General features: G+C 72.1%; 13 protein-coding genes. 3 read left to right on the forward strand and 10 right to left on the reverse strand.

Annotation, left to right across the window (positions count from 1 at the left end; translation table 11 throughout):
• Nucleotides 1-709 precede the first annotated feature (709 nt).
• The 3 genes from ACFVH5_RS09155 to ACFVH5_RS09165 all read left to right on the forward strand — a co-directional run bounded on the left by ACFVH5_RS09155 (nucleotide 710) and on the right by ACFVH5_RS09165 (nucleotide 15,156).
• A complete protein-coding gene (locus ACFVH5_RS09155) occupies nucleotides 710-4,777 on the forward strand; it encodes an amino acid adenylation domain-containing protein (RefSeq protein WP_385832977.1) in 4,068 nt (1,355 codons plus the stop codon).
• Nucleotides 4,777-14,196, forward strand: a complete 9,420-nt coding sequence (locus ACFVH5_RS09160) for an amino acid adenylation domain-containing protein (RefSeq protein WP_385832907.1) — start codon at nucleotides 4,777-4,779, stop codon at nucleotides 14,194-14,196. The genes ACFVH5_RS09155 and ACFVH5_RS09160 overlap by 1 nt, the downstream gene beginning before the upstream one ends.
• Before the next feature lie 81 nt (nucleotides 14,197-14,277).
• Nucleotides 14,278-15,156 (forward strand): TauD/TfdA dioxygenase family protein, encoded by an 879-nt coding sequence (locus ACFVH5_RS09165; protein ID WP_385832908.1) that lies wholly within the window; start codon nucleotides 14,278-14,280, stop codon nucleotides 15,154-15,156.
• A 79-nt stretch (nucleotides 15,157-15,235) separates the two neighbouring features.
• Here the strand turns inward: ACFVH5_RS09165 and ACFVH5_RS09170 are convergent, their stop codons facing one another.
• The 10 genes from ACFVH5_RS09170 to ACFVH5_RS09215 all read right to left on the reverse strand — a co-directional run bounded on the left by ACFVH5_RS09170 (nucleotide 15,236) and on the right by ACFVH5_RS09215 (nucleotide 24,666).
• The gene (locus tag ACFVH5_RS09170; RefSeq protein ID WP_385832909.1) at nucleotides 15,236-16,837 is read right to left on the reverse strand and encodes a hypothetical protein; all 1,602 of its coding nucleotides are present in this window, start codon (nucleotides 16,835-16,837) and stop codon (nucleotides 15,236-15,238) included.
• 157 nt (nucleotides 16,838-16,994) lie between these two features.
• Nucleotides 16,995-17,345 carry a hypothetical protein gene (locus ACFVH5_RS09175; RefSeq protein ID WP_385832910.1) on the reverse strand — a complete coding sequence of 117 codons (351 nt, stop codon included), beginning with the start codon at nucleotides 17,343-17,345 and terminating at the stop codon, nucleotides 16,995-16,997.
• 83 nt (nucleotides 17,346-17,428) lie between these two features.
• A complete protein-coding gene (locus ACFVH5_RS09180; protein WP_385832911.1) occupies nucleotides 17,429-18,928 on the reverse strand; it encodes a gamma-glutamyltransferase in 1,500 nt (499 codons plus the stop codon).
• 2 nt (nucleotides 18,929-18,930) lie between these two features.
• On the reverse strand, nucleotides 18,931-19,563 hold the full coding sequence (locus tag ACFVH5_RS09185) for a cyclase family protein (protein ID WP_385832912.1): 633 nt from the start codon (nucleotides 19,561-19,563) through the stop codon (nucleotides 18,931-18,933).
• On the reverse strand, nucleotides 19,560-20,444 hold the full coding sequence (locus tag ACFVH5_RS09190; protein WP_385832913.1) for a creatininase family protein: 885 nt from the start codon (nucleotides 20,442-20,444) through the stop codon (nucleotides 19,560-19,562). Before ACFVH5_RS09190 ends, ACFVH5_RS09185 begins: the two co-directional genes overlap by 4 nt.
• A gap of 64 nt (nucleotides 20,445-20,508) precedes the next feature.
• Nucleotides 20,509-21,006 (reverse strand): cytidine deaminase, encoded by a 498-nt coding sequence (locus ACFVH5_RS09195; protein ID WP_385832914.1) that lies wholly within the window; start codon nucleotides 21,004-21,006, stop codon nucleotides 20,509-20,511.
• Nucleotides 21,003-21,767, reverse strand: a complete 765-nt coding sequence (locus tag ACFVH5_RS09200; protein ID WP_384797305.1) for an amidohydrolase family protein — start codon at nucleotides 21,765-21,767, stop codon at nucleotides 21,003-21,005. The genes ACFVH5_RS09195 and ACFVH5_RS09200 overlap by 4 nt, the downstream gene beginning before the upstream one ends.
• 6 nt (nucleotides 21,768-21,773) lie before the next feature.
• Entirely contained in the window at nucleotides 21,774-22,844 is a 1,071-nt protein-coding gene (locus tag ACFVH5_RS09205; protein WP_385832915.1) for an ABC transporter ATP-binding protein, read from the reverse strand.
• Nucleotides 22,841-23,980 carry an ABC transporter ATP-binding protein gene (locus tag ACFVH5_RS09210; protein ID WP_385832916.1) on the reverse strand — a complete coding sequence of 380 codons (1,140 nt, stop codon included), beginning with the start codon at nucleotides 23,978-23,980 and terminating at the stop codon, nucleotides 22,841-22,843. The genes ACFVH5_RS09205 and ACFVH5_RS09210 overlap by 4 nt, the downstream gene beginning before the upstream one ends.
• Nucleotides 23,977-24,666: an alpha/beta hydrolase gene (locus ACFVH5_RS09215; protein WP_385832917.1), complete on the reverse strand. Its 690-nt coding sequence runs from the start codon at nucleotides 24,664-24,666 to the stop codon at nucleotides 23,977-23,979. The genes ACFVH5_RS09210 and ACFVH5_RS09215 overlap by 4 nt, the downstream gene beginning before the upstream one ends.
• Nucleotides 24,667-24,669: the final 3 nt, after the last annotated feature.

Raw genomic sequence — 24,669 nt, forward strand, 5'->3', positions numbered from 1 at the left:
GACCGGCGCTGAAACGGCACTGAAACGCCGTCGAATCCGCAGCGGATATTGCGGAAGCAAGCGCTCACAGTCCGTCAAGTCTCATTAAAGAATGAGGCTTGCTTGTTTATGGGGCGGCGGACGTTTCCAGTCCGTCGGGACAGTTGTCGACTTCTCGCCGACCTCGGGGTACGCGCCCTGAACACCTGCCGAAACCGGGCGATCTTTGCATCTCAGAACGCCCTCACTTCCCGAAAAACCGGTCGCATGGGTATGTTTCCGGGCGTTCGGCTCCACCCGCCCGGAGACCGTTGACAGGCTCTGGTCCGCTGATCAATTATCGCCGTGCGTCCAGGTGTTCCCAATCGGTACACCAGTCGGACGACGTCTCCGCACCCGTGGGGCGCCGTGAGCAAGAAAGCTGGTGGGCAGAATGCCGTACGACGAAGGCATGAACTCGCCGTCGTTATCGGCTGGCAACGTTGTCGCACTGAATTGCCGATTCGCCGGACCTCACGGAGTCCCCCCATTGTTGTCGTGCTCCGCGCGCCCCGCCGTCGTACCGCCCCCCACCCCCATGAGACACCGATCCGCCGCCCGCCCCGACTCCGCAGCTCCGCCCGGCAACCGGACGTAGAGCAGCCTCGGCGGCCCGCCGCACGGGCGGCCGTACCGCCAGCGTGACTCTCGGAACCAGTAACCCTGACGACGGGAAGACCCAGCCTTGTCCGTGCATGACACCCCCCAGGCTCCGTACGCCCCCCAGGTTCCGTCTCCCCGACAGCACCCCGCCGACTCCCCACGGCGTGAGCCCTCGGCCCCCACCACCCTCGCTCCGGCCTCCTTCGCCCAGCAGCGGCTGTGGTTCCTCGCCCAGCTCCCGGGCGGGAACGAGGCGTACAACGAACCCGTCACCTTCACCCTCCGGGGCCCTCTCGACACGGCCGTCCTGCGCCGCGCGCTCGACGCGCTCGTGGTCCGGCAGCAGGCACTGCGCACCAGGCTCGTGGCCGTCGACGGCGAGGTGTACCAGCACATCGATCCGCCGGAGACCGGATTCGCCCTCGCGGCGGACGATCTCACCGGGCTGCCCGACTCCGCGGCGCGCCTCGACGAACTGCGTCTCCAGGAAGCCTCGGCCCCGTTCGACCTGGCACGCGGTCCCCTCTGCCGAGGCCGTCTCCTCACGCTGGCGGAGGACCACCACGTCCTGCTGCTGACGGTCCATCACAGTGTCTTCGACGGCCGTTCCATGACCGTGATGATGAGTGAACTGGGCACCCTGTACGCGTCCTTGCTGGACGGACGGCCTTCGCCGCTGGCGCCGCTCCCGCTGCAGTACACCGACCATGCCCGCGCCCAGCGGGAACTGGTCCTCGCGGGCGGGCTCGCCGAGCACGCCGACTTCTGGCAGCGGCAACTGGCCGACGCCCCGCCGCTGTCCGGGCCGCCCACCGACCGACCGCGTCCCGCCCAGCAGGATCTGCGGGGCGGCCGGGTGGAGTTCGCCCTCGACGCCGAACTCACCTCTGCCCTGTGGGCCTTGGCACGAGAGCGCGGACGTACGCTGTTCGGCTCCGTCCTGACCGGCTGGTCGCTGCTGATGTCCCGGCTCAGCGGCCGTACCGACGTGGTCGTGGGCACCCCCACGGCGGGGCGGCGGCACAACGAGGACCTGTCGGACGTCATGGGCTTCTTCGTGAACACGCTGCCCCTGCGCGCCGACTTCTCCCGTACGGCGACGGCCGGCGACGCCCTCGCGCACGTGGGAGGTGTTCTGCGTGACGCGCTCGGCCACCAGAACCTGCCCTTCGAGCACATCGTGGAGCTCGTCAACCCGGTCCGCAGCGCCGCCCACACACCGCTGTTCCAGACGATGGTCGCCTGGGTCCCCGAGCGGGACGGACTGCTCGAACTGTCGGGCCTGGACGTCACTCCGCTCGACATCCCGGACGCTCCCGCGAAGTTCGAGCTGGCGCTGTCGCTGACCGAGTCGCAGGGCCGTGTCGTCGGCCATCTGGACTACGCGTCGGCGCTGTTCGACGAGGACACCGCGCGGCGGTACGTACGTCAGCTGGAGCATCTGCTCACCGACATGGTGGCCCGGCCCGAGGCGCCCGTCGGCACGCTCAAGCTGATGGACGAGCGGGAACGGCGGCTGCTGCTCACGGAGTTCGCGAACGGCCGACCGCTCACGGCCGAGCCCTCGTCCGGCACGGCGAGCGGAACGGAGTCCCGCACGGCGGCTCGTCCCGGCTCCCGCGCGGTCGGCCTGGTGGAGCGGTTCGACGAGCAGGTCGCGGCCCGCCCCACGCAGACCGCGCTCGTGTGCGGCGACGAACGGCTCGACTACGCCACGCTCGCCGGGCGGGCCGGTCGGCTGGCCCGTGCCCTCGCCGACCAGGGTGTGGGCCCCGGCGACATCGTCGGGCTGCACACCGGACGCTCCGTCGAGCTGGTCGTCGGCGTCCTGGGCATCCTGAAGTCAGGTGCCGCCCATCTGCCGCTCGATCCGGCCCAGCCGCCCGCCCGGCTCGCCGCGATGGTCGAGGACGCGGCCCCCGTCCTGGTGCTGAGCGACCTTCCCGGCGCGCGGCGGCCGACCGCGTGGCGCTATCTGCCGACGGTCGAGGCGTCGGCGGACAGCGATGTCCCGCCCGCGCCGGTCCCGGACGACGAGCAGGTGGCGTACGTCCTCTACACGTCCGGTTCGACCGGCCGCCCCAAGGGCGTGGCCGTCACCCGGCGCAGCGTCCTGAACCTGTTCGACAACTGGGCGGCCCGTATGGGTACGACACCGGGAGAGGCCACCTCCGCCTGGTCGAGCATCGGCTTCGACGCCTCGGTCCACGAGTTGCTGCTGCCGCTGACGACGGGCGCCGAACTGCACCTCGTACCGGAGGAGTTGCGTGGTGACCCCGAGGAACTGATGGAGTGGATGCGGCAGCACCGCATCGTGCAGGCGTTCCTGCCGCCCTCCTACATCCGGTGGATCGACGAGGAGCCCGGCGAACGGCTCGACGGGCTCGCGCTGCGCCACTTGCTCACCGGCGTGGAGTCCCTGCCGGAGTCCGCGCTGTACCGCATGCGGGAGCATCTCGCGGGCCTCAAGGTGTGCTTCGGCTACGGGCCGACCGAGACCACGCTGTACAGCACGGCGTACTACGACCCGCAGCCCCTCGACCGGCAGTGCCCCATCGGACGGCCCCTCGCGGGAACGCGGATGTACCTCCTCGACGAGCACATGGAGCCGGTCCCGGTCGGTGTCGCCGGGGAGGTGCACCTCGGCGGCGCGAGTCTCGCGGCCGGCTATCTGCACCGCCCCGACCTCACCGACGAGCGTTTCCTGCCGGACCCGTTCCTCCCCGGCGAGCGCGTCTACCGTACGGGGGACCTCGCCAGGTATCTGCCCGACGGCAACGCCGTCTACGTGGGGCGCGTCGACGACCAGGTGAAACTGCGCGGCTTCCGTATCGAACCGGCCGAGATCGAGGCCGCGCTGCTCGCCCTGCCGGAGGTGCGCGAGGCGGCCGTGGTGGTCGACCGGGACACCGGTGCCGAACCCCGGCTGGTGGCGGCGGTGGCTGTCGGCACACTGCCCGCCCGGCCTTCGCATGAGTGGCGCGCGGCCCTGGCGGACCGGCTGCCCGACTACATGATCCCCGCGGTGGTCGTCGAACTGCCCGTCCTGCCGCTGAGCCGCAACGGGAAACTGGACCGCGCGGCCCTGCTGCGTGAGGCGGCGGGATCGGGCACCGGCCAGGTCAACACCCAAAGCCCCCGCGATCAGATCGAACTGACGCTCCTTCATATATGGCGGGGCATTCTTCTCGGCCCGGACTTCGGCATACGCGACAGTTTCTTCGACATCGGAGGCACGAGTCTGTCGGCCATCAAGATGGCCCACGGCATCCGCGAGACGCTCGGCACCACGATTCCCGTCCGCGACCTCATGCTCCATCCGACGATCGAAGGCCTGGGCGGCCTCATCCGCCGGGGCCGTTCGGGGACACCGCCGAGCAACCTCATCGAGTTCCGGAAGGGCGGCACCGGCGGCAACGTCGTGTGCGTCCACCCCGCAGGCGGCACCGCATTCTGCTACCTCCCCCTGGCCAGGACACTGCCCACGGAGATCGGCCTGTACGGGATCCAGTCCCCCGGAGTGAACCCCGGCGAGGCCCTCCTCCCCGACGTCGAGGCCATGGCGGAGGCCTATCTGCGACTCGTCCAACCCTTCGACGACGGCCCTCTCGTCCTCACCGGGCTCTCCTACGGCGGCGTGATCGCGCACGAGATGGGCCGGCGGCTGGCGGACGCCGGCCGCACCGACGTGAGCGTGGTGCTGCTGGACACCCAGGCCACCGAGGACCCCGAGGTACGCGCCACGGTGGCCGCGCCCGTGGACCTGGCCGAGTTCCGGGACAAGCTCGTGAAGTTCAACGGCATGTATCCGGGGATCGACGACGAGCAGATCGACCGGTACTACCGGATCTACAACCACAATCGTGAGACGGCCCGCGACCACCTGCCGGCGCCGTCGGCGGCCCGTCTCGTCCTGATGCAGGCCGTCGGCGGCACGACCACCGGCCCGGCGCCCCAGCCCGAGGTACGCGACTTCTGGCGGCGTCGCGCGGAGAACGGCTTCCGCGTCGAACCCCTGGACTGCAGCCACTGGGAGGTGCTGGAGAGCGGTACCTCGCCGCAGGTGGCGGCCGTGCTCGGCGCCGAACTGGCCGCGCTCTCCGTCGCGCCCGCCGCCGCGTCCGCCGCCGGGCCCGCCGTCATCGAGGAGGCGTGATGTCCGGTTCCGCCGCGTCCGGTCCGCTGCTGGCCGACGCCGTACTCGATCAGGCCCGTCTGACCCCCGACGCCCTCGCCGTGGCCGACGGGGACCACCGCCTCGACTACGCGGGCCTCGACCATGCCTCCCTGCGGGTGGCGCGCGGCCTGCGCGCCCGTGGAGTCCGTGCGGGGCAGGCCGTCGCGGTCCGCCTGCCGCGGTCCTGGCAGCTGGTGTGCGTGATGCTCGGCATCCGCCGCGCCGGAGCCACCGTGGTCCCGCTCGACGCGCAGAGCCCCGCCGAACGCCGTCGGCACATCCTCGACGACTCGGCCGCCGTGGCCCTGGTGCACGACGGCACGGGCGGGACGACGAACGGGGCGCTCGGGGAAGGCCCCGGTGTCCTGCTGGCCGTCGACGACCTCCTCGGCGATCTCCCCGGAGCGGAGACGGGGCCCTTCGACGAGGTCACCCCTGCCACGGACGCGGCCACCTCGTTCCTCTTCTACACCTCGGGCACCACGGGCCGCCCCAAGGGAGTCGAGGTCAAGGACGCCGGAATCATGCGTCTGGCCGACCCCGGCTTCCTCTCCCCCACCGCGGGCGCACGGTACGCGAGCATCTCCAACCCGGCCTTCGACGCCCTGAGTTACGAGGTCTGGGTGCCGCTGCTGACCGGCGGGACCTGTGTCGTTCTGAGCGACGAACAGGTCCAGAACCCGCGTCTGCTCGCCGAGACCCTGCGGCACGAGCGGATCGACGCCCTCTTCGTCACCGCGGCCCTGTTCAACGCCGTCACCGACAGCGCACCGCACTGCTTCGACTCCGTCAACCAGGTCCTGATCGGCGGCGAACAGCTCAACGCCACCCGCGTGAAGCGCTGGTACCGGGACAACCCCGGCACCAGGACCTGCCTGGTCAACGCCTACGGGCCCACCGAGTCCTCGACGTTCGCCCTGCACCACCCGGTGCCCCGTGACTTCGACGGCGACACCGTTCCCGTGGGCCGACCCGTGCCCGCCACGGAAGCACTGCTGGTCGCCGACGGCTCACGGGCGGCCGGGACCGACGAGATCGGTGAACTGTGGCTGTCCGGGGCCGGGTTGGCGACCGGCTACCGCAACCTGCCCGAGGAGACGGCCCACCGCTTCGCCCCGCTGCCGTGGCACGACGCGGGCCGCGCCGTCTGGTACCGCACCGGCGACCTCGCGCGCCGTGACGCCACGGGGCTGCTCACCTTCGTCGGGCGGGCGGACCGCCAGGTGAAGGTACGCGGCTTCCGCATCGAGCCCGGAGAGATCGAGCAGCAGCTCGGCGCACACCCCGCCGTCCGGCAGGCCCGGGTCTGCACCCGGCACGACGTGGACGGCGCCCATGAACTGCTGGCCTACCTCGTACTGGGTGCCGAGCTGACGTACGAGGACTACGAACGCCATCTGGCGGCCACCCTGCCTCCGTACATGCGCCCGCACCGCACCCATCTCGTGGACGCCCTGCCGCGCAACGCCAACGGCAAGGTCGACGACGCCGCACTGCTGGGCTCCACCACGCCGGCGTGGCGTCGTACCTCCGGCGCGGCCGTCGAGGTGACGGACGCGCAGCGCGAGGTGCTGGAGATGGCCGGGAGCGTGCTGGGGGTACCGGGGCTTCGGCCGGACGACGGCTGGATCGCCAACGGCGGTGACTCGCTCAAGGCCTTGCGTCTGCGGTTCCGGATCCGGCGCCGCTGGAACGTCGAGGTGCCGCAGTCGGTCGTCCTGCGGGAGGACTTCGCCGCGCTGACCGAGGCCATCACCTCCGGAGCCGCCTCCGGGACTCCTGGCTCCTCCGGCCTTTCCGCGACAGGGCAGTCCGCTCCGCCGTACCCGGCGGTGCCGGAGCCGGGCGGACGCCGTTCCGCGCCGGCCACCTCCGAGCAGCAGCGCCTGTGGCTCCTCGACCGGAGCGACCCGCACAGCCGCGCCTACGACGTTCCGCTCGCCTTCCACCTGCAGGGCACCGTCGACGAGGACGCCCTGCGCACCGCACTCACCCGTCTCGTCGCCGAACACCCCGCCCTGCGTACGGCTTTCCGGGCCACCCCGGAAGGGCTGCTCCAGGAGATCGGCGGCCCGTTCGACCCCTGGGAGCCGGCCGACGTCCTCGACGGTGAGGGCTGGGAGCCGGCGGCACGGCGGTTCTTCGCCACACCCTTCGATCTCGCCGAGGCACGGATGCTGCGGGCGGGCCTGCTGCGCACACTCGACGGCCCGGTCCTCCTGCTCCACCTGCACCACATCGCCGTCGACGGCTGGTCCCTCAACGTCCTCTTCCGTGACCTCACCGCCTTCACCGCCCAAGCGGCCGGCCTCGAAGCAGCCGGACTCGTAGACGCCGGACTCGAAGCAGCCGGTCTCGAAGCAGAGGAGGAGGGGTCCCGGCACACGCCCCTCGATTTCGCGCTGTGGCAGGCGCGTTGGCACCTGGAGCCCTCCTACGACGAGCAGCGGTCGGGCCTGCGCCGCCACTACGCGGCCCTGGAACCTGCCCCGCCCCCGCCCGCCGTCACGACCACCGCCGACTCCGGTGCCCGGCTGTTCACCGCGTCCCTCGACCTCGTCCAGCGCTCCCGGCTCGACCGGCTCGGGGCGGAACTCGGGCTCACCCGTTTCCAGCTTCTGCTGGCCGCCTTCTCCTGGAGCCTGTACGGCGTGACGGGCCAGGCCCGTCCACTGGTGGCGAGCCCTGTCTCGGGCCGGCCGGTCGGCGAATTCGCCTCCACCGTCGGCATGTTCGCGAACACCGTGCTGCTGCCGCTGAAGCTCCAGCCGGGCGACGGCTTGCGCCGACAGCTCGGCCGGCAGGCCACCGAGGTCCAGCGGATCCTGGACCGGCAGGACGTGACGCTCGCCGACGTACTGACCGACCACGACTTCGGCGGCGGCCCGCTCTTCGACTTCATGTTCGTCCTGGAGAACACCGACTTCGGCGCGCTGTCGCTGCCGGACTGCCGGGTACGCCCCGCCTGGCCGCAGCCCGTCGACACCAAGTGCACGCTCACGCTGTCCGTCGTCGACCAGGACTTCGGGTTCGACTGCCTGTGGGAGTACGCGGCCGGGCGCTTCGACGCCGAGGTGGTGGCGTCCGCCCATCGACTGTTCGTACGGGCGATCGACCTGCTCACCGCCGCGGACGAGGACGAGGACTGGAGCCAGGGTCAGGGCGAGCCCACATTGGCGGCCCTCGTCGCGCCCTACCGGCGTACGCTCCCCGATCCCGGCCAAGGGGCCCGGAGCACACCCGCCTTCACGACCGTGGCGGAGGGCTTCGCCGCACAGGTACGACGGACTCCGCACGCACCGGCCCTGACCACGGGCGACCGCACGCTCACGTACGCGCAACTGGACGCGCACGCACGGGCGTTGGCAGCCGAGTTGGCGGCCCTGCTTCCGCTGCCGTCCGATCCCGGGGCGCCCGCCCGGGTCGCGCTGCACCTCACGCCGTCGGCCGAGCACATCGTGGCGCTCCTCGCCGCCGCGCAGCTCAACCTGACCGTCGTACCGCTCGATCCCGCCTACCCGCCTTCGCTGCTGCGCCGGGTCCTGGTGGACGCGGCCCCCTTGTGCGTCCTGACCGCGGTCGGCGCGGAGGAGGACGTGGCCGGGATCGCGCCGGCGGAGCTGCCACGGCACCCGATCGACCTGGCCGCCGCCGTGCCGTCCGCGCCGCGACCGGTTCCCCACGCGGGCCTCAGACCGCTCTACACGCTGTTCACCTCCGGCTCGACCGGCACGCCCAAGGGTGTCGACGTACCGGACCTGACCCTGTGCAACCTGCTGCACTGGCAGACCGAGGCGGGCGGCCTCGGTGAGGCCGCGGTCACCCAGCAGTTCTCGATGCTGTCCTTCGACGTCTCCTTCCAGGAGATCTTCACCACGCTGTGCTCGGGCGGACGCCTGCACCTCGTGCGCCCCGCGTGGCGGCAGGATCTGCCCGCCCTGCTCGACCAGTTGGAACAGGCCGGTGTCGAGCGGCTGTTCCTGCCCTTCGTGGCGCTGCAGCTGCTGGCCGAACACGCCGTGCACCTGGGGCAGTTCCCGTCGCGACTGCGTGAGGTGGTCACCGCCGGCGAGCAGTTGACGTGCACCGATGCCATCCGCCGCTGGTTCGCCGGCCTGACGGACGCCCGGTTGTTCAACCACTACGGGCCCACGGAGACCCATGTCGTCAGCGGTCTGTGCCTCGACGGCGACCCGATGCTGTGGCCCGCCCGCCCGGCCGTCGGTCGCCCGGTGGCCAACGCGGTCCTTCGTGTGGCCGACGACAGCGGCGAGCCGCTCCCGCCCGGGGCTGTCGGCCAGCTGCTGATCGGAGGCCCGATGGCCTCGCCCTGCTATCTCGGCGACGCCGAGCTCAACCGCTCCAGGTTCACCGAACTGCCCGGCAGGGGAACGTTCTACCGCAGCGGCGACCTGGCGCATTTCGACACCGACGGGCTGCTGCACTTCGACGGCAGGGACGACGACCAGATCAAGATCAGCGGTCATCGGCTGGAGCTGGGGCAGCTGGAAGCGGCGCTGCTGGGGCACCCGTCGGTCATCGGCGCCCTGGTGTCCCGCGACGGCGATTCCCTCGTGGCGCTGCTGCAGTGCCGCGGCGACGACCCGGATCTGGAGCAGCTGAACGCGCATCTCGCCGGGGAGTTGCCGCCCTTCGCCCGCATCCGCACGTTCCGCAGGGTGGAGGCGTTGCCGCGTACGCCGAGCGGCAAGCTCGACCGCCGCGCGGTCGCCACCCAGGGCCGTGAACTGGGGAGTGGGCTGCCGTCCGAGCCGACCGAGTCGACCGACTCGCCCGAATCGCCTCAGTCCCTGGGCCCGGGGGCCTTGGAATCCGCCGTGTCCACGCGGGAAACCCGCCTCTGCGAGCTGTTCGCCACGGTGACGGGCAAGAGGATACTTCCGGACCAGCGGTTCTTCGACGCGGGCGCGGGCAGCCTCGACCTGATGCGTTTCCAGCTGCGGTGCGGTGTCGACCTGGGCCTGTCCTTCACGGTCGCGGACCTCTTCGAGCACGTCACCGTACGCAGCCTGAGCCGGTTCCTCGACACGTCGGACCCGGCTTCGTCCGGGGCCGGCACTGGGGCCACGGCTAGGGCTGCGGCTGCGGCTGCGGCGCGTGAACCGGTCGAACGGAACAGCGGCGCGCACGCCGAGCCGATCGCCGTCATCGGGATGGCCGTACGGCTGCCCGGCGCCCCCGACCTGGCGTCGTTCTGGCGGATGGTCGAGTCGGGGGAACGCGGCATCGAGCACTTCCCGGCCGCCGAGGGGCGTGTGGGCGCCCGCAGCCAGCTGGACGGGCTGCTGGCCTTCGACCCCCAGCACTTCGGCATCAGCCCCCAGGAAGCACGGCTGATGGACCCGCAGCAGCGGCACCTGCTGATGAGTTGCGTCGAAGCGCTCGCCCACGCGGGCATCGCCGACCCTGCCGAGAGCCGCGTCGGCCTGATAGCGGGCTGCGGCGAGAACACGTACTTCCAGTCCATGCTGCGCGAGGCCGACCCCGCCGCCCTCCCGGACGGCTTCCGCCTGGCCCTCCACCACGACAAGGACTTCCTCGCCACCAAGGCCGCGTACCACCTGAACCTGACGGGCCCCGCCTTCACCGTCCAGGCGGCCTGTGCCAGCTCCCTCGTGGGGGTGCACATCGCGGCCGGACTGCTGCGGCAGGGCGAGGCCGACGTCATGCTGGCCGGCGGAGTACTGGTCGACACGCTGCTGACGGACGGGTACACCTACCGGCCGCAGCACATCTTCTCGCCCGACGGCCACTGCCGGCCGTTCAGCGACGACGCCGCGGGCACCGTCGGCGCGAGTGGCGTCGGTGTCGTGGTCCTCAAACCGCTGAGCCTCGCCGAGCGCGACGGCGACACCGTGTACGCGGTCGTCACCGGGTCCGCCCTCAACAACGACGGCGCGTCGAAGCTCGGCTACAGCGCGCCCTCCGTCTCCGGGCAGCGGGAGGTCATCCGCACCGCGCTGCGCCGCAGCGGCCGGCCTGCCACCGACCTCGGTTACGTGGAGGCGCACGGCACCGGGACCCGGCTGGGCGACCCCGTGGAGGTCGGCGCGCTGCGGCAGGCTCTCGACCTGCCCGACTCCGCCTCGTGCGCCCTGTCGTCCGTGAAGAGCCAGATCGGTCACCTGGGCGCCGCCGCGGGCGTCGTCGGCCTGGTGCGCGCGGCGCTCGCCGTCCACCACGGGGTGATCCCGCCCAACGTCGACTTCCGGCGCCTCAACCCGGAGATCGGCGCCGAACCGGGCCCCTTCCACATTCCGACGAGCGCGCAGCCCTGGCCGACGGGGCGTCCGCGCGTGGCGGCCGTCAGCAGTTTCGGCATCGGCGGCACCAACGCCCATCTGATCCTGGAACAGCATTCGCCCCCCGTACCGGCATCCGCGCGGACGCCGAAGGGCACCGGCCGGGGCGCCCCCACCGAGCGCCTGGTGCTGTCCGGCAGCAGCGAGCAGTCCCTGCGTACGGATGCCCGGCGCATCGCCGACCATCTGGCCGCGGCCCCGCAGACGTACGACCAGGTCCTGCGCCATCTGCGGAACGGTCGCCCGACGCGGACGCACCGGGTCGCGGCCGACTGCCCGGACGCGGCGACAGCCGTGGCGTGGCTGCGGACGGTCGCGGACGGCTCGGAGCGCGTGGACGGCTCGGGGCGTGCTGCGGGCGCGGTCGTGGAACTGGAGCAGGGGTCGGCCGAGTCGGCCTTCGCGAGCGGCGGCCCGCGGTCGGGCGCTCACTCCGCTCCGCCGCCCTGGGACTTCCCGCCCCCCGCCTTCGCCCTCACCGACCACGACTTCCCGCGCGCCGCCCGGCAACCCGGGCAGCCCGTCACGGCGGCCGACCCCGCCGCCGCCACGCCGCCGGTGCGGATGCCGGAGGGCGAGTGGCTGCACCAGACCGCGTGGGCGCGGCTGCGACGGGCCGTCCCGTACACCGGCTCCCTGTCGGGGCGTCCGGTCGTGGTGGTCACCGACGGCACCTCGACACCGGTCGACTGGAAGGCACTGCACTCCGCGCACAGCCGCGTCGTCCACGTCACGACCGGTACCGCGTACGCCCGGTCCGGCACCGACCGGTACGAGGTCGACCCCGCCGATCCCGCCTCCCTTGCCCGGCTGCTCCAAGACGTCGGACACGACGCGCCCGACGGGTTCGAGTGGCTGCACACGCTGCCTCTCGGCGTCGAAGGGCCGGTCGGAGAAGGGTCGTTGGAGGACGCGCGGCGCGTCTGCCTCGACCACACGGCCGCCCTGTGCCAGGCCGTGGCGAGCCTGCCGCCCGGCGCGCGTCCGCGCCTGTGGTGGCTGTCCCACGGCGCGCAACCGGTGACGGGCGAGGTGACGCGCCCCGAACTGGGCCTGCTGGCCGCGGCGGTGGAGGTGCCGCGCCAGGAACTCGGCCTGGACACGCGCTGGATCGACCTGCCGGGCGCCGACCCGGCCGGCTGGGCCCATCTGCTGCCGGTCGTCCTCGCGGACACGGCCACGGGGGCGGCCCCGGAGCGCCGTATCGCCCTGCGCCAGGGCTATTGGTGGCGGCCGGTCGCCCGGTCCGTACCGCGCCCGCTCCCCCACTCCGACGGGCTCGTGGGAGGCGCCGGGCTCATGGAGGGCGACGGCGCGCACCTCGTCCTCGGCGGCACCGGTGGCATCGGTACCGGCATCGCCACCTGGCTGCTCGAACACACCGGTGGGCGGGTCGTCCTGCTCGCGCGCCGGCCCCGGCTGCCGTCCGCTCTCACCCGCTGGTCCGACCGTGTCAGCCTCGTGGCGGCCGATCTCGCCGAGGAGCCGCTCGACGGGATCCTGGAACGGCTCGCACCCCACACCGGTCGCCTCCACGGCATCGTGCATGCCGCGGGCAGCGCGTCCGGCGCCCTCCTGGTCCGCCGCGACAGCGAGGCCATGCGCAACGCCGACCGGGCGAAACTCAGCGCCGTCCTGCTCACCGAGCGGCTGATCGCCCGCCACGGGCCGCGTTACGCCGTCTACTGCTCGTCCCTGTCGGCCCTGTTCGGCGGGGTCGGCCAGTTCGACTACGCGGCCGCGAACGGGGTGCTCGACGCCTTCGCCCACCACAGCGGCGAGGCCTCCTCGGCGACCGTGCGCCTCAGCATCGGCTGGGACGTGTGGCGGGACGCCGGCATGGCCCTCGACGCGCTCGGCACCGACGCGCGCCACCAGGCACATCTGCGGACAGGGCTGTCGACCGCCGAGGGACTGCGCGTCTTCGCCGACGCCATGGAACTCCAGCTGCCGCACCTGCTCGTGTCCAGTACGCCGCTGGAGGCCTCCCGGTACTTCTACGAGCCCGAGGCACAGACCGCCGATGAGGTCACCCGGGAACCGGCCGGGGCAGCGACGTCACCCGACGCCACCGAACTCGTCGAGGCGGCACGGGAGTTGCTCGGCACGGACACACTGGACCCGGCAGCGTCCCTGTACGACCTGGGCGCGGACTCCCTCACCCTGCTCGATCTGCTCTCCGAGGTGAAGCGGCTGTACGGGGTCGACATCGAGCTCTCTCATCTCAGCCATCAGGTGAGCGTCAACGATCTCCTCGCCCGCCTCGGCCGACCCGCGCGGGCGGAGGAGCCCACCGACGACCCGGTGACCGTCGAGACCTGGCAGAACGGTGACGACCAGGACGTCCTGTGTGTGATCCACCCGGTCGGCGGCGACATCCAGGCCTATCGGCCGCTGGTCTCCGCCCTGGACGCGCGCACCACGGTCTGCCTCGTCCCCGACCCCGCTCTGCACGATCCCGGCCTGCCGCCCTGGTCGGTCGCCGAGCGGGCGGACCGCTATCTCGCCGCGCTGCGCGCCCGATTCCCCGACCCGCGGACCCGACTGCGGCTCGCGGGCTGGTCGTTCGGCGCGCTGGTCGCCCACTCCATGGCCGCGGGCGCCGAAGCGGCGGGGCGCCCTGTCGACCGGCTGTATCTGCTGGATCCGCCCGCGCCGCAACCAAGAACCCAAGACGGCCCGGACAGTCTCGATGAAGACGCCCTGCGTGCCGTCTTCGAGCACGAACTCCAGGGCGACAAGGCCCAGTCGGCGTCGCCGTCGACAGGGGTAACAGGGGCAGGTACAACAGGTACGACCTACGCCGAACGGCTCGCCCAGTGCTGCCGGGCCAACATCTCCGCGATGACCGCCCATACGGCACCCCGTCTGACCCGCACGCCCAGCACCCTGTGGCTGGCCACCGAGATCACGCCCGACCTGCCCCTCGCCCCGCCCGCGCCGACGGCCGCCGAGGAGTGGACGGCGCTGCTCGCCCACCCCGCCCAGGTGCACCACGTACACGCCACGCACTACGAGATCGTCACCGGACGGCACGTACAGGACATAGCCCGCGCGATCGACGCCGACCGGTAGCCACGGCCGACGGCCGCCGCCAACCGTTCCCTGCCCCTCCTCCGCCCCTCACATCGGAACACCGGAACATCGGAGACACCCATGGATCAGTTCACCCTCGACGCCATCGCACGCATCACGACGGCACCCCGTGAGACCTACGAAAGCTTCACCGTCGATCCGCTGACACCGCTCCTCGGTGCGGAGATAGCCGGCCTCGACCTTTCCGAGGAACTGACTCCGGCCCAGCAGAAGGACATCCGGACGGCCTTCCTGACCCACCACGTCCTCGTCTTCCGCGACCAGCACCTCACCCCCGAGGACCACAAGCGGTTCGCCGCGCTGTTCGGGCCGCTGCACCTGGACTCCCTGCCCGAGGAGGGGGGTGACCCGTACATCCTCAAGGTCAGTGCGAACAAGGACTCCAAGGTCGTCGTCGGCAACGGCTGGCACGCCGACGGGACCGCCGACGACGAGCCCTCGCTCGGCTCGATGCTCTATGTGACCGAGGTTCCGGAGATCGGCAGCGGGGGCGACACCCTCTTCGCCAACATGCACCTCGCCTACGACATGCTGTCCCCGGCGATGAAGACGTTCCTGGACGGACTGACCGCCGTCCACGACGGTGCCCGGCCCTGGCTCACGCTGGGGCAGCTGCCCCCGGCGGAGTACGACGTGCCGCGCAACGAGCACCCGGTCGTGGTGCGCCACCCCGACACCGGACGCAAGATCCTGTTCGTGAACGGGCCGTACACCTCGCACATCACCCAGCTGTCCACCGGCGAGAGCAAGGCCGTCCTGGACATGCTGTACGACCACGTCACCCGCACGAACCTGCTGCACTGCCGGGTCCGCTGGCAGGCCAACACCCTGGTGTTCTGGGACAACCGCTGCGTCCAGCACCACGCCACCTGGGACTACTTCCCGTACTCCCGCTACGGGCAGCGCATCGCGATCGACGGGACCCGACCCCAGGCATGACCCCGGGCGATACGGCCGGACCCGACCCCGGACTGCCGGGGCGGGCCCGCCTGTCTGTGTCCCTGCCCGTGTCGGGGTGTCAGGGGCGCAGGTACCGCGTCAGCTGGTCCAGCAGGCGCGCGGCGTCCTGGAGGTTGCGGGCGGTGTCCGAGAAGTCCACGGCGAGGAGTTCGCCGGTCTCGTCGCCTTCCTGCCCGTCGGCCCCGGACACGGGAGCGGGAATCCTCGTCCCCCGGTAGCCCACCGGCTGCGCGTCCGCACCCTGGCGGTAGCCGACGAAGTCGCTGTCGCCGGGAGCGGCGGCCTCAGCACCCCCGTCGAAGAACCGCACATCGAGCAACTGGGTCTCGTCCGCACCGTGGTTGTCGGTGATCCGCAGACGGTAGTACCGATAGGCCTCGGAGCGGGCGAGCGTGAACTCCTTGCACTGGTAGCGTCCTTGAAAGACCTCACCCGCGCGGGAGTCCAGCAGTGTCCAGGACCGGCCGTCGGACGAACCCTCCAGCGCCCAGACCGCCGGGTCCCGTTCGGGGACGTCATTGGCGGAGGTCAGGCTGTAGGCACTCACAGCGACCGGCAGGTCGAAGGTGAAGCTCAGCTCGGGGTCCTGCTCGTGAGCGAGCCACTTGCCGCCCGACTTCACCAGGTTCTCCGCGACCTCCCCGAAGTCCGTGAACTCGTCGCTGGCCCACACCTGCGAGACCAGTTCGGTGACGTCACGCCGCTCGCCGGGTGCCACGGGCCGTCCCGCTACGACCGGGAGGAGCAGAGAGAGCGAGGTGGCCGCGCCGGCGCGGTCGCTCCACGTCACGCGGTCCACCGGGGCGCCGCCGTCGTCGAGCAGCAGCCGCAGCAGCCCGGCCGGGCTCCACACACCGTCGTGCTCCTCCTCGGTGGTGAAGTGCTGGGCGACGGCACCGGCGGCGCGCCCATCATGGGGCAGCGGTCCGGTGAGGGTGCCGCGCAGTTCGCCGAGGGAGCCGTCGGCGTCCCTGAAGTGACCATGGAACCCTGACAGGTCCGTGCGGAACGCCACGGAGGACTCCGCTCCCGTGGCCCCGCGCCACGCAAGCCGGGTGACGGGTTCCCGCTCGCCCGCCGCGTCGCGGGTCTCGCTCCGGTCGAGCTGGAGGCGCAGATCCGCTCCCGGCTGCCAGGTGGAGGCTCCCAGACGGCGGCGCTCGGTGGCGAAGACCCATCCGGATCGTTCACCTGCCCCGCGCCCGGCCGCCCGCCGTGCCCGGCCGTCGTGTCCGACGGACTCGACCGTGAGGGCCCGCAGCCGAATCACACCGTTGCCGTCTCCGTTGCCGTCGCCCTCGTCCTCATCGGCGGCGTTCTGGATCGCCAGGACGTTGGCGCCCGGCCGCAGCGCCGTACCGGGCACGGTCAGCACGTACTCCCTTACGGTGTCGGGCCCTTCGGCGCCGGGCAGCAGGAAGCTCTTGGCCACCGGCTCCCCGTTCACCTCGGCGGTGAGGGGCGCGGCGACACCGAGCACCGACAACCGCAGCTCGGCTTCGGCGATCTCCTCCCCGTCCGGCACCATGAAGTCCACAGTGAGGTGCCCGCCGGACGCCACCACCACGTAGGTCGGGGCGACTGCGCAGCGGTGCTGGCGAACGACGGCGTTCGACAGCCTGGCGGGCCGGGTGGCGAAATCGACGAAGACAGGGTCCATTGCATTTCCTCACGAGCGTCCACTGCACCGCACACGGTCGGGCGACCGGCCAGTGCTCCATGTCGTCCCGGACACTAACCGCCGCCACTGACAACGGGCCTCGCCCACAGCCCAGTTGGCGACCGCCAGGCCGTCCGCGGTGCCATCGGCGAGCGGCCTAGGAGGCCGCCTTCAGGGCCGCTTCGACCTTGGTGACCTGCTTGGAGATCAGTTCGTCCTTCAGCACCGGCAAGAACTGCGCCTTCTTCTCCTCCGACAGGGTGGAGCCGAAACCGCCGGTGGCGCTGACGTACTCGGTCGCTTCCGGCTTCGTCAGCCTCGCCGCTTCCAACTGGTGCTGGTCGAGTGAGCGTGCCCCGGCCGGAGCGGAGGGCTTCGGCTCTTCGGCATCCTGCGCCGAACAACCGCTCGCCGCCAGGACCCCGACGAGCAGGGCGACGGCCACGGCGTCACGTCTTCGCCGTTCGGAGCCGTCCTGCAGCCGATGTGTACGCGTTCGAGGAAACATCCCCAGCCCTCCGCAGATGAAGCAGTCGGCTTGAGATCCTAGGTGCTCCGCGCCCGGCGTCCGCACCTCGTCAACTGGGCTGTCTACAGGGCGAGTACGGCTGTCGTTCCGTCCGCTCTGGGGTCCGTTGCCGCGTCGATTCCGTCGTCCCGCAGGCGGGCCGTCTGTACGTGGCCCGCCTCGTCGTGCGGGCCCGGTGTCACGGACACCTCCAGGCCCAGGCGGTGGGCGGTGGCGGTCAGGTGGTCGGTGTCCGGGGTGCCGGGTTCCAGGACGAGGGTGGGGTGCGGGCGGTTCAGGTCGCGGGAGCCGATGACCCACCGGGGGCGGGCCAGTACGGCCTCCGGGGCCGGGGCGTCGAGCAGGTCCTCGGCCACCTGCGACAGGATCCAGGCCTGGGCCCTGCCGCCCTGGCAGCCCAGGGCCACCACGCGCCCCGGGGCGGTGGCGAGCGCCGGGCACAGTGTGTGCGGGGGCCGTGCCCCGGGCCGCAGCGCCCCGGGGTGCGCCGGGTCCAGGCTGAACGCCGAGCCGCGGTTGTGGAGCACGATGCCGGTGGCCGGCTCGGCGATGCCCGATCCGAAGCTCTGGAACACGCTCTGGATCAGGGATACGGCGTTGCCCTCGTCGTCGACGGCGGTGACGGCGACCGTGTCCCCGGCCGGTCTGGGGCCGGCGGGCAGCGCGGTGATGTCACGCTCCGCGCGCAGCAGCAGGCCGTCGAGGTCCACGGTTCCCGAGCGGGGGTCGCCGAGCAGTGCGTCCCGGCTCAGTTCCGCCTGCCGGGCTGCCGTCAGCGGGTCCGTCCCGTGTCCCAGTACAGCGAGGAGGGAGGCTCCCTGGCTGGGAGGCGGGGCCGTCCACCAGGTGACGCCGGTCGCGGTCGCGGTCGCGCTCAGCGGGGCGGTGTTCTCGGCCCGATGGCCGGCGAAGTCCGTCGCGTCGAGGACGCTGCCGCGTTCGCGCAGGCCCGCCACCAGGCGACGGGCGGTCGGCCCGGTGTAGAAGTGGCGCCAGTCGTCGGAGAGTTCCCGCAGGGTCGCGGCGAGCGCCGGCTGGAGCAGGGTGGCTCCGACGGGCAGCGGGTTCCCCGCCTTGTCCAGCAGCAGCGCCGAGAGGCCCGCGTCGGCCCGTACGACGTCGAGGCGGTTGCGGATCGCGCGGGCCAGGCCCTCGCTCACCGGGACGCCATCGTCGGCCAGGGTGATGGCCGGCGCGAGGCTCCGGGCGAGCGGCAGACGTGCGCCGAGACGGGCGAGTTCCGCCCAGCCGGCGACCACTCCGGGGACCGTCACCGTGAGCGGGCCGCCGGGCGGCATCCGGTCTCCCGCCGCCCGCAGCCGTGCCGGGTCGGTGGCCGCCGCCGCGGCCCCTGCCGACAGCACCGAGCGGACCGTGCCGCGTACGCCGTCGCGGACCAGGGCCACGAGGTCGCCGCCGATGGAGCACTGGTGCGGGTACGCCACCGTGAGCGCCGCCGCGGCGGCGAGCGCGGCATCGATCAACCCGCCGCCCGCGGCGGTCACTTGGCGTGCCGCCTCGACGGCGGCGGGATGGGGCGCGGCGATCGCGATCGTGGCCACGGTCAGTCCCGGGTGGTGAGGATGGCGCGGGCGAAGGAACCGTCGGCGCCGACCAGTTTCGTGGGCAGGCAGGTCAGGTCGTAGGTGCCGCCGGGCACCTGGTCGAGGTCCGCGTTCTCCAGGATGAGGACACCCGCGCCCAGCAGGGAGTGGTGGACGTCCCAGGTGTCGGTGCGGTGGTGGCTCTCGATGGTCAGGTAGTCGATGCCGATGAGTTCGACCTCGTGCTCGATCAGCCAGTCGGCCGCCTTCGGGGAGAGGCCCACCCACTGCGGGGCCCGCTCGGTCTCCTTGAGGGGGCCCGCGGAGTTGGAGGTCTTGAGCAGGATCCGGGTGTGCCCGGCCGCCCCGCCCTCCTCCAGGTGGTGCGGTTCGACGTCGCCCTCGACATGAGTCAGGTCGATGACGAGGGCGGGTCCGACCAGCGAGTACAGGGACACCTCGTCGATGGGCGTGGCGCCGTCGCGGAAGTGGGCGGGGGCGTCGACATGGGTGCCGGTGTGGGCGCCGAGCCGCCAGCGCGTGACGTTGGAGGCGTCGCCGTGGGAGAGGGACTCGACGACCTCGACCTCGGGCTTGCGTCCCCAGTGCAGCATCTCGGGGTGGATGGGCAGGGTGATGTCGTAGATCTTCACGCGGTGGCTCCAGGACGGTGGGTCTTTCCAGGACGGTGGGTCGGGTCGGGCCACGGTTCGCCGACGGCGGCCGACACGGCCCGGGCGGTGGTGAGCAGGCAGCGGTCGAACTCCTCGCCGCCGTGCTTCGCGTCGGCGTCGCCCACGTCGCGGCCCCAGACCCCGGTCTCGCTGACCTGGTCCATCCGGTAGTCCCAGAAGGAGTCCACGTCGATGTGCGAGGTGGCCTTGTCCATCCGCACGAGGTCGGGGTGGAGGTGGAGCATGACCGAGGTCTCGAAGAAGTTGGCGTGCATCAACGCCCGGCCGTACTGGACATGGCCGTCGACCTCGGGTCCGGGGTACATCGTCACGTACCCCAGGGCCCGTACGCGGGCGTCGCGGTGGCGCACCCGCAGCTTCTCCGCGGACACGTCGAGCGCGCCGTTGTTCCAGATGTGCCCGTTGAGCAGGATGAACTGCCGTACCCCGGAGGCGTACAGGGAGTCGATGACGTCCTCGACGACGGCGATCATCGTCTCGGGGCGGAGCGCCACCGTGCCGCCGAAGTCGCCGTGGGAGGCGGAGACGCCGAAGCTGAGCGGGGGCACGACCGGTACGCCGGTGAGTGCCGAGACGCCGTCGGCGACGGCCCGGCAGATGAGGGTGTCGACGGCCAACGGCAGGTGCGGGCCGTGCTGTTCGGTGGCGCCGACGGGGATGATCACGGCGTTCCGTGCGGCGGCGGTGGTCTCCGCCTGCTGCCAGGTCAGTTCCTCCCATCGCACGGGGACTCCGGAGCCGCCGAGTTCGGCGGCGAGGGCGGGGACGTCGAGGCCGGTGGGGACGTCCGGGCCGGTGGGGACGGGCTGCGCATCGGGCCCGGGGACGGCTGGTGTCATGGTGCTTCCCTCTTCTTCGCGGCCTCGCGGCCAGATGTACGCGGGCGTGCCACACGGCCGGTGGTCACCACGCGCGGCGGCTCTTGTCGGGCAGCAGGTCGAGGGCCCGTACCGGGACGACCTCGTTCTCATCGACCGTGGTGATCCAGACCGTCGCGTCCGGGCTGTAGTCGCTGATCAGTTCCCGGCACACACCGCACGGCGCGATCACCCGGAACCGTCCGGCGGGCTTGATCTGCACGGAGACGACCGAGGTGACGTCCAGCGGCCGGTCGCCGGGGTACGCGCCGCGGGCCGCGCCCAGGGCGACCCCCTCGGCGCAGATGGAGCTGCGTCGGCAGGAGCCTTCGAGATGGACCCCGGTGTGCACGGCTCCGTCGGCCGTACGCACCGCGGACGCCACCTCGTGCCGGCCGTCGCGCCAGACGCGGGCCAGCAACTCCTGTGCCAGGACAAGCAGTTCGGCGTCGGCCTCGCTCATGGAGGCGGGCACGGTGACGCGTTCCGGGCCTGCCGCGAGCGCCGTGCCGGAGAGCGCCTCGCCGGAGGACGGGCCACTCACGCGGTGATCCCCAGCAGCCGGGCCATGTTGCCGCCCTCGACGAGCGCGCGGTCCTTGTCGTCCGGTATCGCCTTCGCGATCTTCATACGCTCCAGGTCGAAGTCGGAGCCGGGCCACTCGCTGCCCAGGAGGATCTTCTCCGGACCCAGTCGGGCGTAGGCGCGCTTCACGTCGCTCATCAGCGTCGCCGAGGTCTCCAGATACACGTGGGGCTGGCGCTCGGCGACGATGATCGCCTCGGGGACGTTCCACACGGCACCCATGTGGGCGATGATCGTGGGCACGCCGGGGTGGTCGCGGGCGATCTCCTCGATCGACAGCGGGGCGCAGAAGGAGTCGTCCAGGGCGTTGATGAGGACCATCAGTCCGCGGCGGGCGCAAGCCTCGAACAGCGGGTCGAGCAGGCCGTGGTCGGCGACGTGGTAGCCGTGCAGGCTGGGGTGGAGCTTGAGGCCCACCAGACCGGCGTCGGCCATGCGGTCGATCTCCTCGATGGCGTCGTCGGCCTGCGGGAGGACCTGCCCGAAGCCGAAGAAGCGGTCGGGGTGGGCGGCGACCAGCGAGCTGATGAAGTCGTTCTCGATGCGCTGGGCGAGCGAGCAGACCATCGCCATGTCGACGCCGGCGGCGTCCATCCGGTCCAGGATGCGCCGGGGCTCGAACGGGGTGTAGGGCGGCGGCGCCTCCCCCTTGCGGACGCCGGTGAGGTAGTCCGAGCGTCCCCGGACGTCCTGGGTGGTGTTGTACGCGTCGATGATCACGCGGGATCAGCCTTTCTGAACTGAGCTGTGCGGAACAGTGCTGGTGCTGTCGCTCGGCACCAGAGGCAGGTGGCAGCGCACGGTGCGGCCGGGTGCGACGGTCCGCAGTTCCGGCATACGGGTACGGCACATGTCCTCGGCGAAGGGGCAGCGGGTCTGGAACAGACAGCCCTCGGGCGGGTTCGCGGGATCGGGCAGTTCGCCCTCCAGGACCCGTCGTTCGCGCCGCCCGCCGGGGTGCAGGGACGGCACCGAGGACAGCAGCGCCTCGGAGTAGGGGTGTGCGGGACCGGCGAAGAAGTCGTCCCGGGACGCGACCTCGATGATCTGGCCCAGGTACATGACGGCCACGCGGTCGGCGATGTGCCGGACGACGCCCAGGTCGTGGGAGATGAACAGCATGGTCAGACCGCGTTCGCGGACCATGTCCGACAGGAGGTTCAGCACCTGTGCCTGGATGGAGACGTCCAGCGCGGACACGGCCTCGTCCGCCACGACGAACCTGGGCGAGGAGGCCAGCGCCCGGGCGATGCCGATGCGCTGACGCTGGCCGCCGGAGAACTCGTGCGGCTTGCGCCGGCCTGCCTCGGCGCCGAGACCCACCCGGTCCAGCAACTCCCCCACCACCGGCCCGGCTTCGGCCCGGCTCGCGCCGCGCGCCCGCCGCAGCGGTTCGGCGACGATGTCGGCGATCCTGCGCCGGGGGTTGAGCGAGCCGAACGGGTCCTGGAACACCATCTGCAGGTCGGCCCGGGTGCGCCGCAGCCGCGTACCCCTGAGCCGGGTGATGTTGAGGCCGAGGAAGTCGATGGTGCCGGACGCGGGCTCGATGACCCTCAGCAGGGCCCGGCCCAGGGTGGACTTGCCGCAGCCCGACTCACCGACCAGGCCCAGCGTCTCGCCCTCCAGGATCTCCAGGTCGACGTCGCGCAGTGCGCGTACCCTGCCGCCGGAACGGCCGCGGTACTCGACGCGCAGCTTCTCGGCCCGGATGAGCGGGGTTCCGGGCGGCGCCGGGGGTATCGGGGCGGAAACCGCGTCGGCCGAGGCCGGCGGTGTGGCCGGTGGCGAGGTCATGAGCGCCCCTTCTCGTTGCGTACCAGGTCCGCCGGGTGCACCGGCCCCACCGGGCGGGTCACGCCCTCTTCCGCCCCCGCCGGCTGCGGGTCCGGTCCGGCATCCCGTGCCGTACGGCGTACGGGCCCGGTCAGGACGCAGGCGTCGAGGTGGCCGGGTTCGCCGTTCCGGTGGCGCAGTTCGGGCTGCTCCGCGCACGCGTCGTGGGCCTGGGCGCAGCGCGCGGCGAACGCGCATCCCTCGGGGCGGTCCACACCGGTCAGCGGGCTGCCGGGAATGGCGGGCAGCCGGTCGGCGACCGGTCCCTCGATCGGCGGCACCGAGCCCAACAGGCCGATGGTGTACGGGTGTTGCGGGTTGAAGAGCACCTCGTCGCGCGAGCCCTGCTCGACGATGCGGCCGGCGTACATCACGGCCACGCGGTCGGCGACCTCGGCGACGACCCCCAGGTCGTGGGTGATCAGGAGGACGGCGGTGCCGTGGTCGGCGCTGGCCCGCTGGAGCACGGAGAGGACCTGCGCCTGGATGGTGACGTCCAGCGCCGTGGTGGGTTCGTCGGCGATCAGGACGGCGGGGTCGTTGGCCAGGCCCATCGCGATCATCACGCGCTGACGCATACCGCCCGACAACTGGTGCGGCAGAGCGCGGGAGTTGGCGCGCGGATTGGCGATGCCGACCTCGCCGAGCAGGTCAACGGTCCGGTCCATGGCCGTCGCGTACGGCATCCGGCGGTGCGCGCGCATCATCTCGGTGACCTGGGCGCCGACCCGGTGCAGCGGGTTGAGTGCGGCCAGCGCGTCCTGGAAGACGACGGCGATGTCCTTGCCCCGGATGGAACGCAGTTCGCGCTCGGACGTCTCGGCGAGGTTGCGGCCGCCGAAGGCGACGTCGCCGCTGATGTGGGTGCGCGGGCCCCGGTTGAGGCCGACCAGGCTCATGGACAGCGCGGACTTGCCCGAGCCTGACTCGCCGACCAGGGCGAGGATCTCGCCCCGGTGGAGGGTCAGGTCGACGCCGGCGACGGCCGGGAGCCGGCCCGCGGGGACGTCGAACCCGACCCGCAGCCCGCGCACCTCCAGGACGACAGGAGACTGCCCCTCCTGCCCGCGGACTCCGGCGGGCGCGGGCCCGTTCACGGTGTGCCGCTCACGGCCGTGGCCGCGGTGTGGATCAGGTCGGCCACCCGGCGCGGATGCACGAGCGTCGTGTAGTGGCTGCCCGGTACGTGCTCGGTGACGGCCTCCATCCGGGCGGCCATGTCGCGCTGAGCGTCCGGACGAAGGGTGCGGTCGTCGTCGGCGACCAGGTACCAGCTGGGCAGGGTCTGCCACGCAGGCTTGCCGGTCGGCTGGGTGAAGATGAGGTTCTCCGCCTTGCGTCCCTCGGCCTCGACGACGGCCCGTTGCGCGGGAGACAGGTCGGGGCCGATCTCGGCCCAGAACTCCTCGCTCGCCTCCGACTTCCACTCCCCGTTCGGGCCGCGCCGCATGTACTTGGAGATCTCCGCGGGCTCGTACCGTTCGACGATGCCGCTGACGGTCTCGCCCTCGTCCGGTCCGAAGGCCGCGATGTAGACGAGGCCCCGGGCCGCGGGGTGGTGGCCGACGTTGGTGATGACCGCGCCGCCGTAGGAGTGGCCGACCAGGAGGACCGGTCCCGGCAGCTCCGCCACGGCTGCGGCGGTGTGCGCCACGTCCGCGTCGAGGGAGGTCAGGGGGTTGGTGACGGCGACCGTCCGGTGTCCCAGGGCGGCGAGCAGGGGCTCGACCTCCGACCAGGTGGTGGGGCGTCCGCCCGCTCCGTGGACCAGCACGATGTCCATGCG

It is taken from the genome of Streptomyces sp. NPDC127119 (genome assembly GCF_042677425.1).
Taxonomy (GTDB): Bacteria; Actinomycetota; Actinomycetes; order Streptomycetales; family Streptomycetaceae; genus Streptomyces.

Bases quoted from the DNA above. Each gene is read 5' to 3' on its own strand.
- ACFVH5_RS09160 (WP_385832907.1), top strand. From the start codon at position 4,777: ATGTCCGGTTCCGCCGCGTCCGGTCCGCTGCTGGCCGACGCCGTACTC.
- ACFVH5_RS09165 (WP_385832908.1), top strand. From the start codon at position 14,278: ATGGATCAGTTCACCCTCGACGCCATCGCACGCATCACGACGGCACCC.
- ACFVH5_RS09170 (WP_385832909.1), bottom strand. From the start codon at position 16,837: ATGGACCCTGTCTTCGTCGATTTCGCCACCCGGCCCGCCAGGCTGTCG.
- ACFVH5_RS09175 (WP_385832910.1), bottom strand. From the start codon at position 17,345: ATGTTTCCTCGAACGCGTACACATCGGCTGCAGGACGGCTCCGAACGG.
- ACFVH5_RS09190 (WP_385832913.1), bottom strand. From the start codon at position 20,444: ATGACACCAGCCGTCCCCGGGCCCGATGCGCAGCCCGTCCCCACCGGC.
- ACFVH5_RS09205 (WP_385832915.1), bottom strand. From the start codon at position 22,844: ATGACCTCGCCACCGGCCACACCGCCGGCCTCGGCCGACGCGGTTTCC.
- ACFVH5_RS09215 (WP_385832917.1), bottom strand. From the start codon at position 24,666: ATGGACATCGTGCTGGTCCACGGAGCGGGCGGACGCCCCACCACCTGG.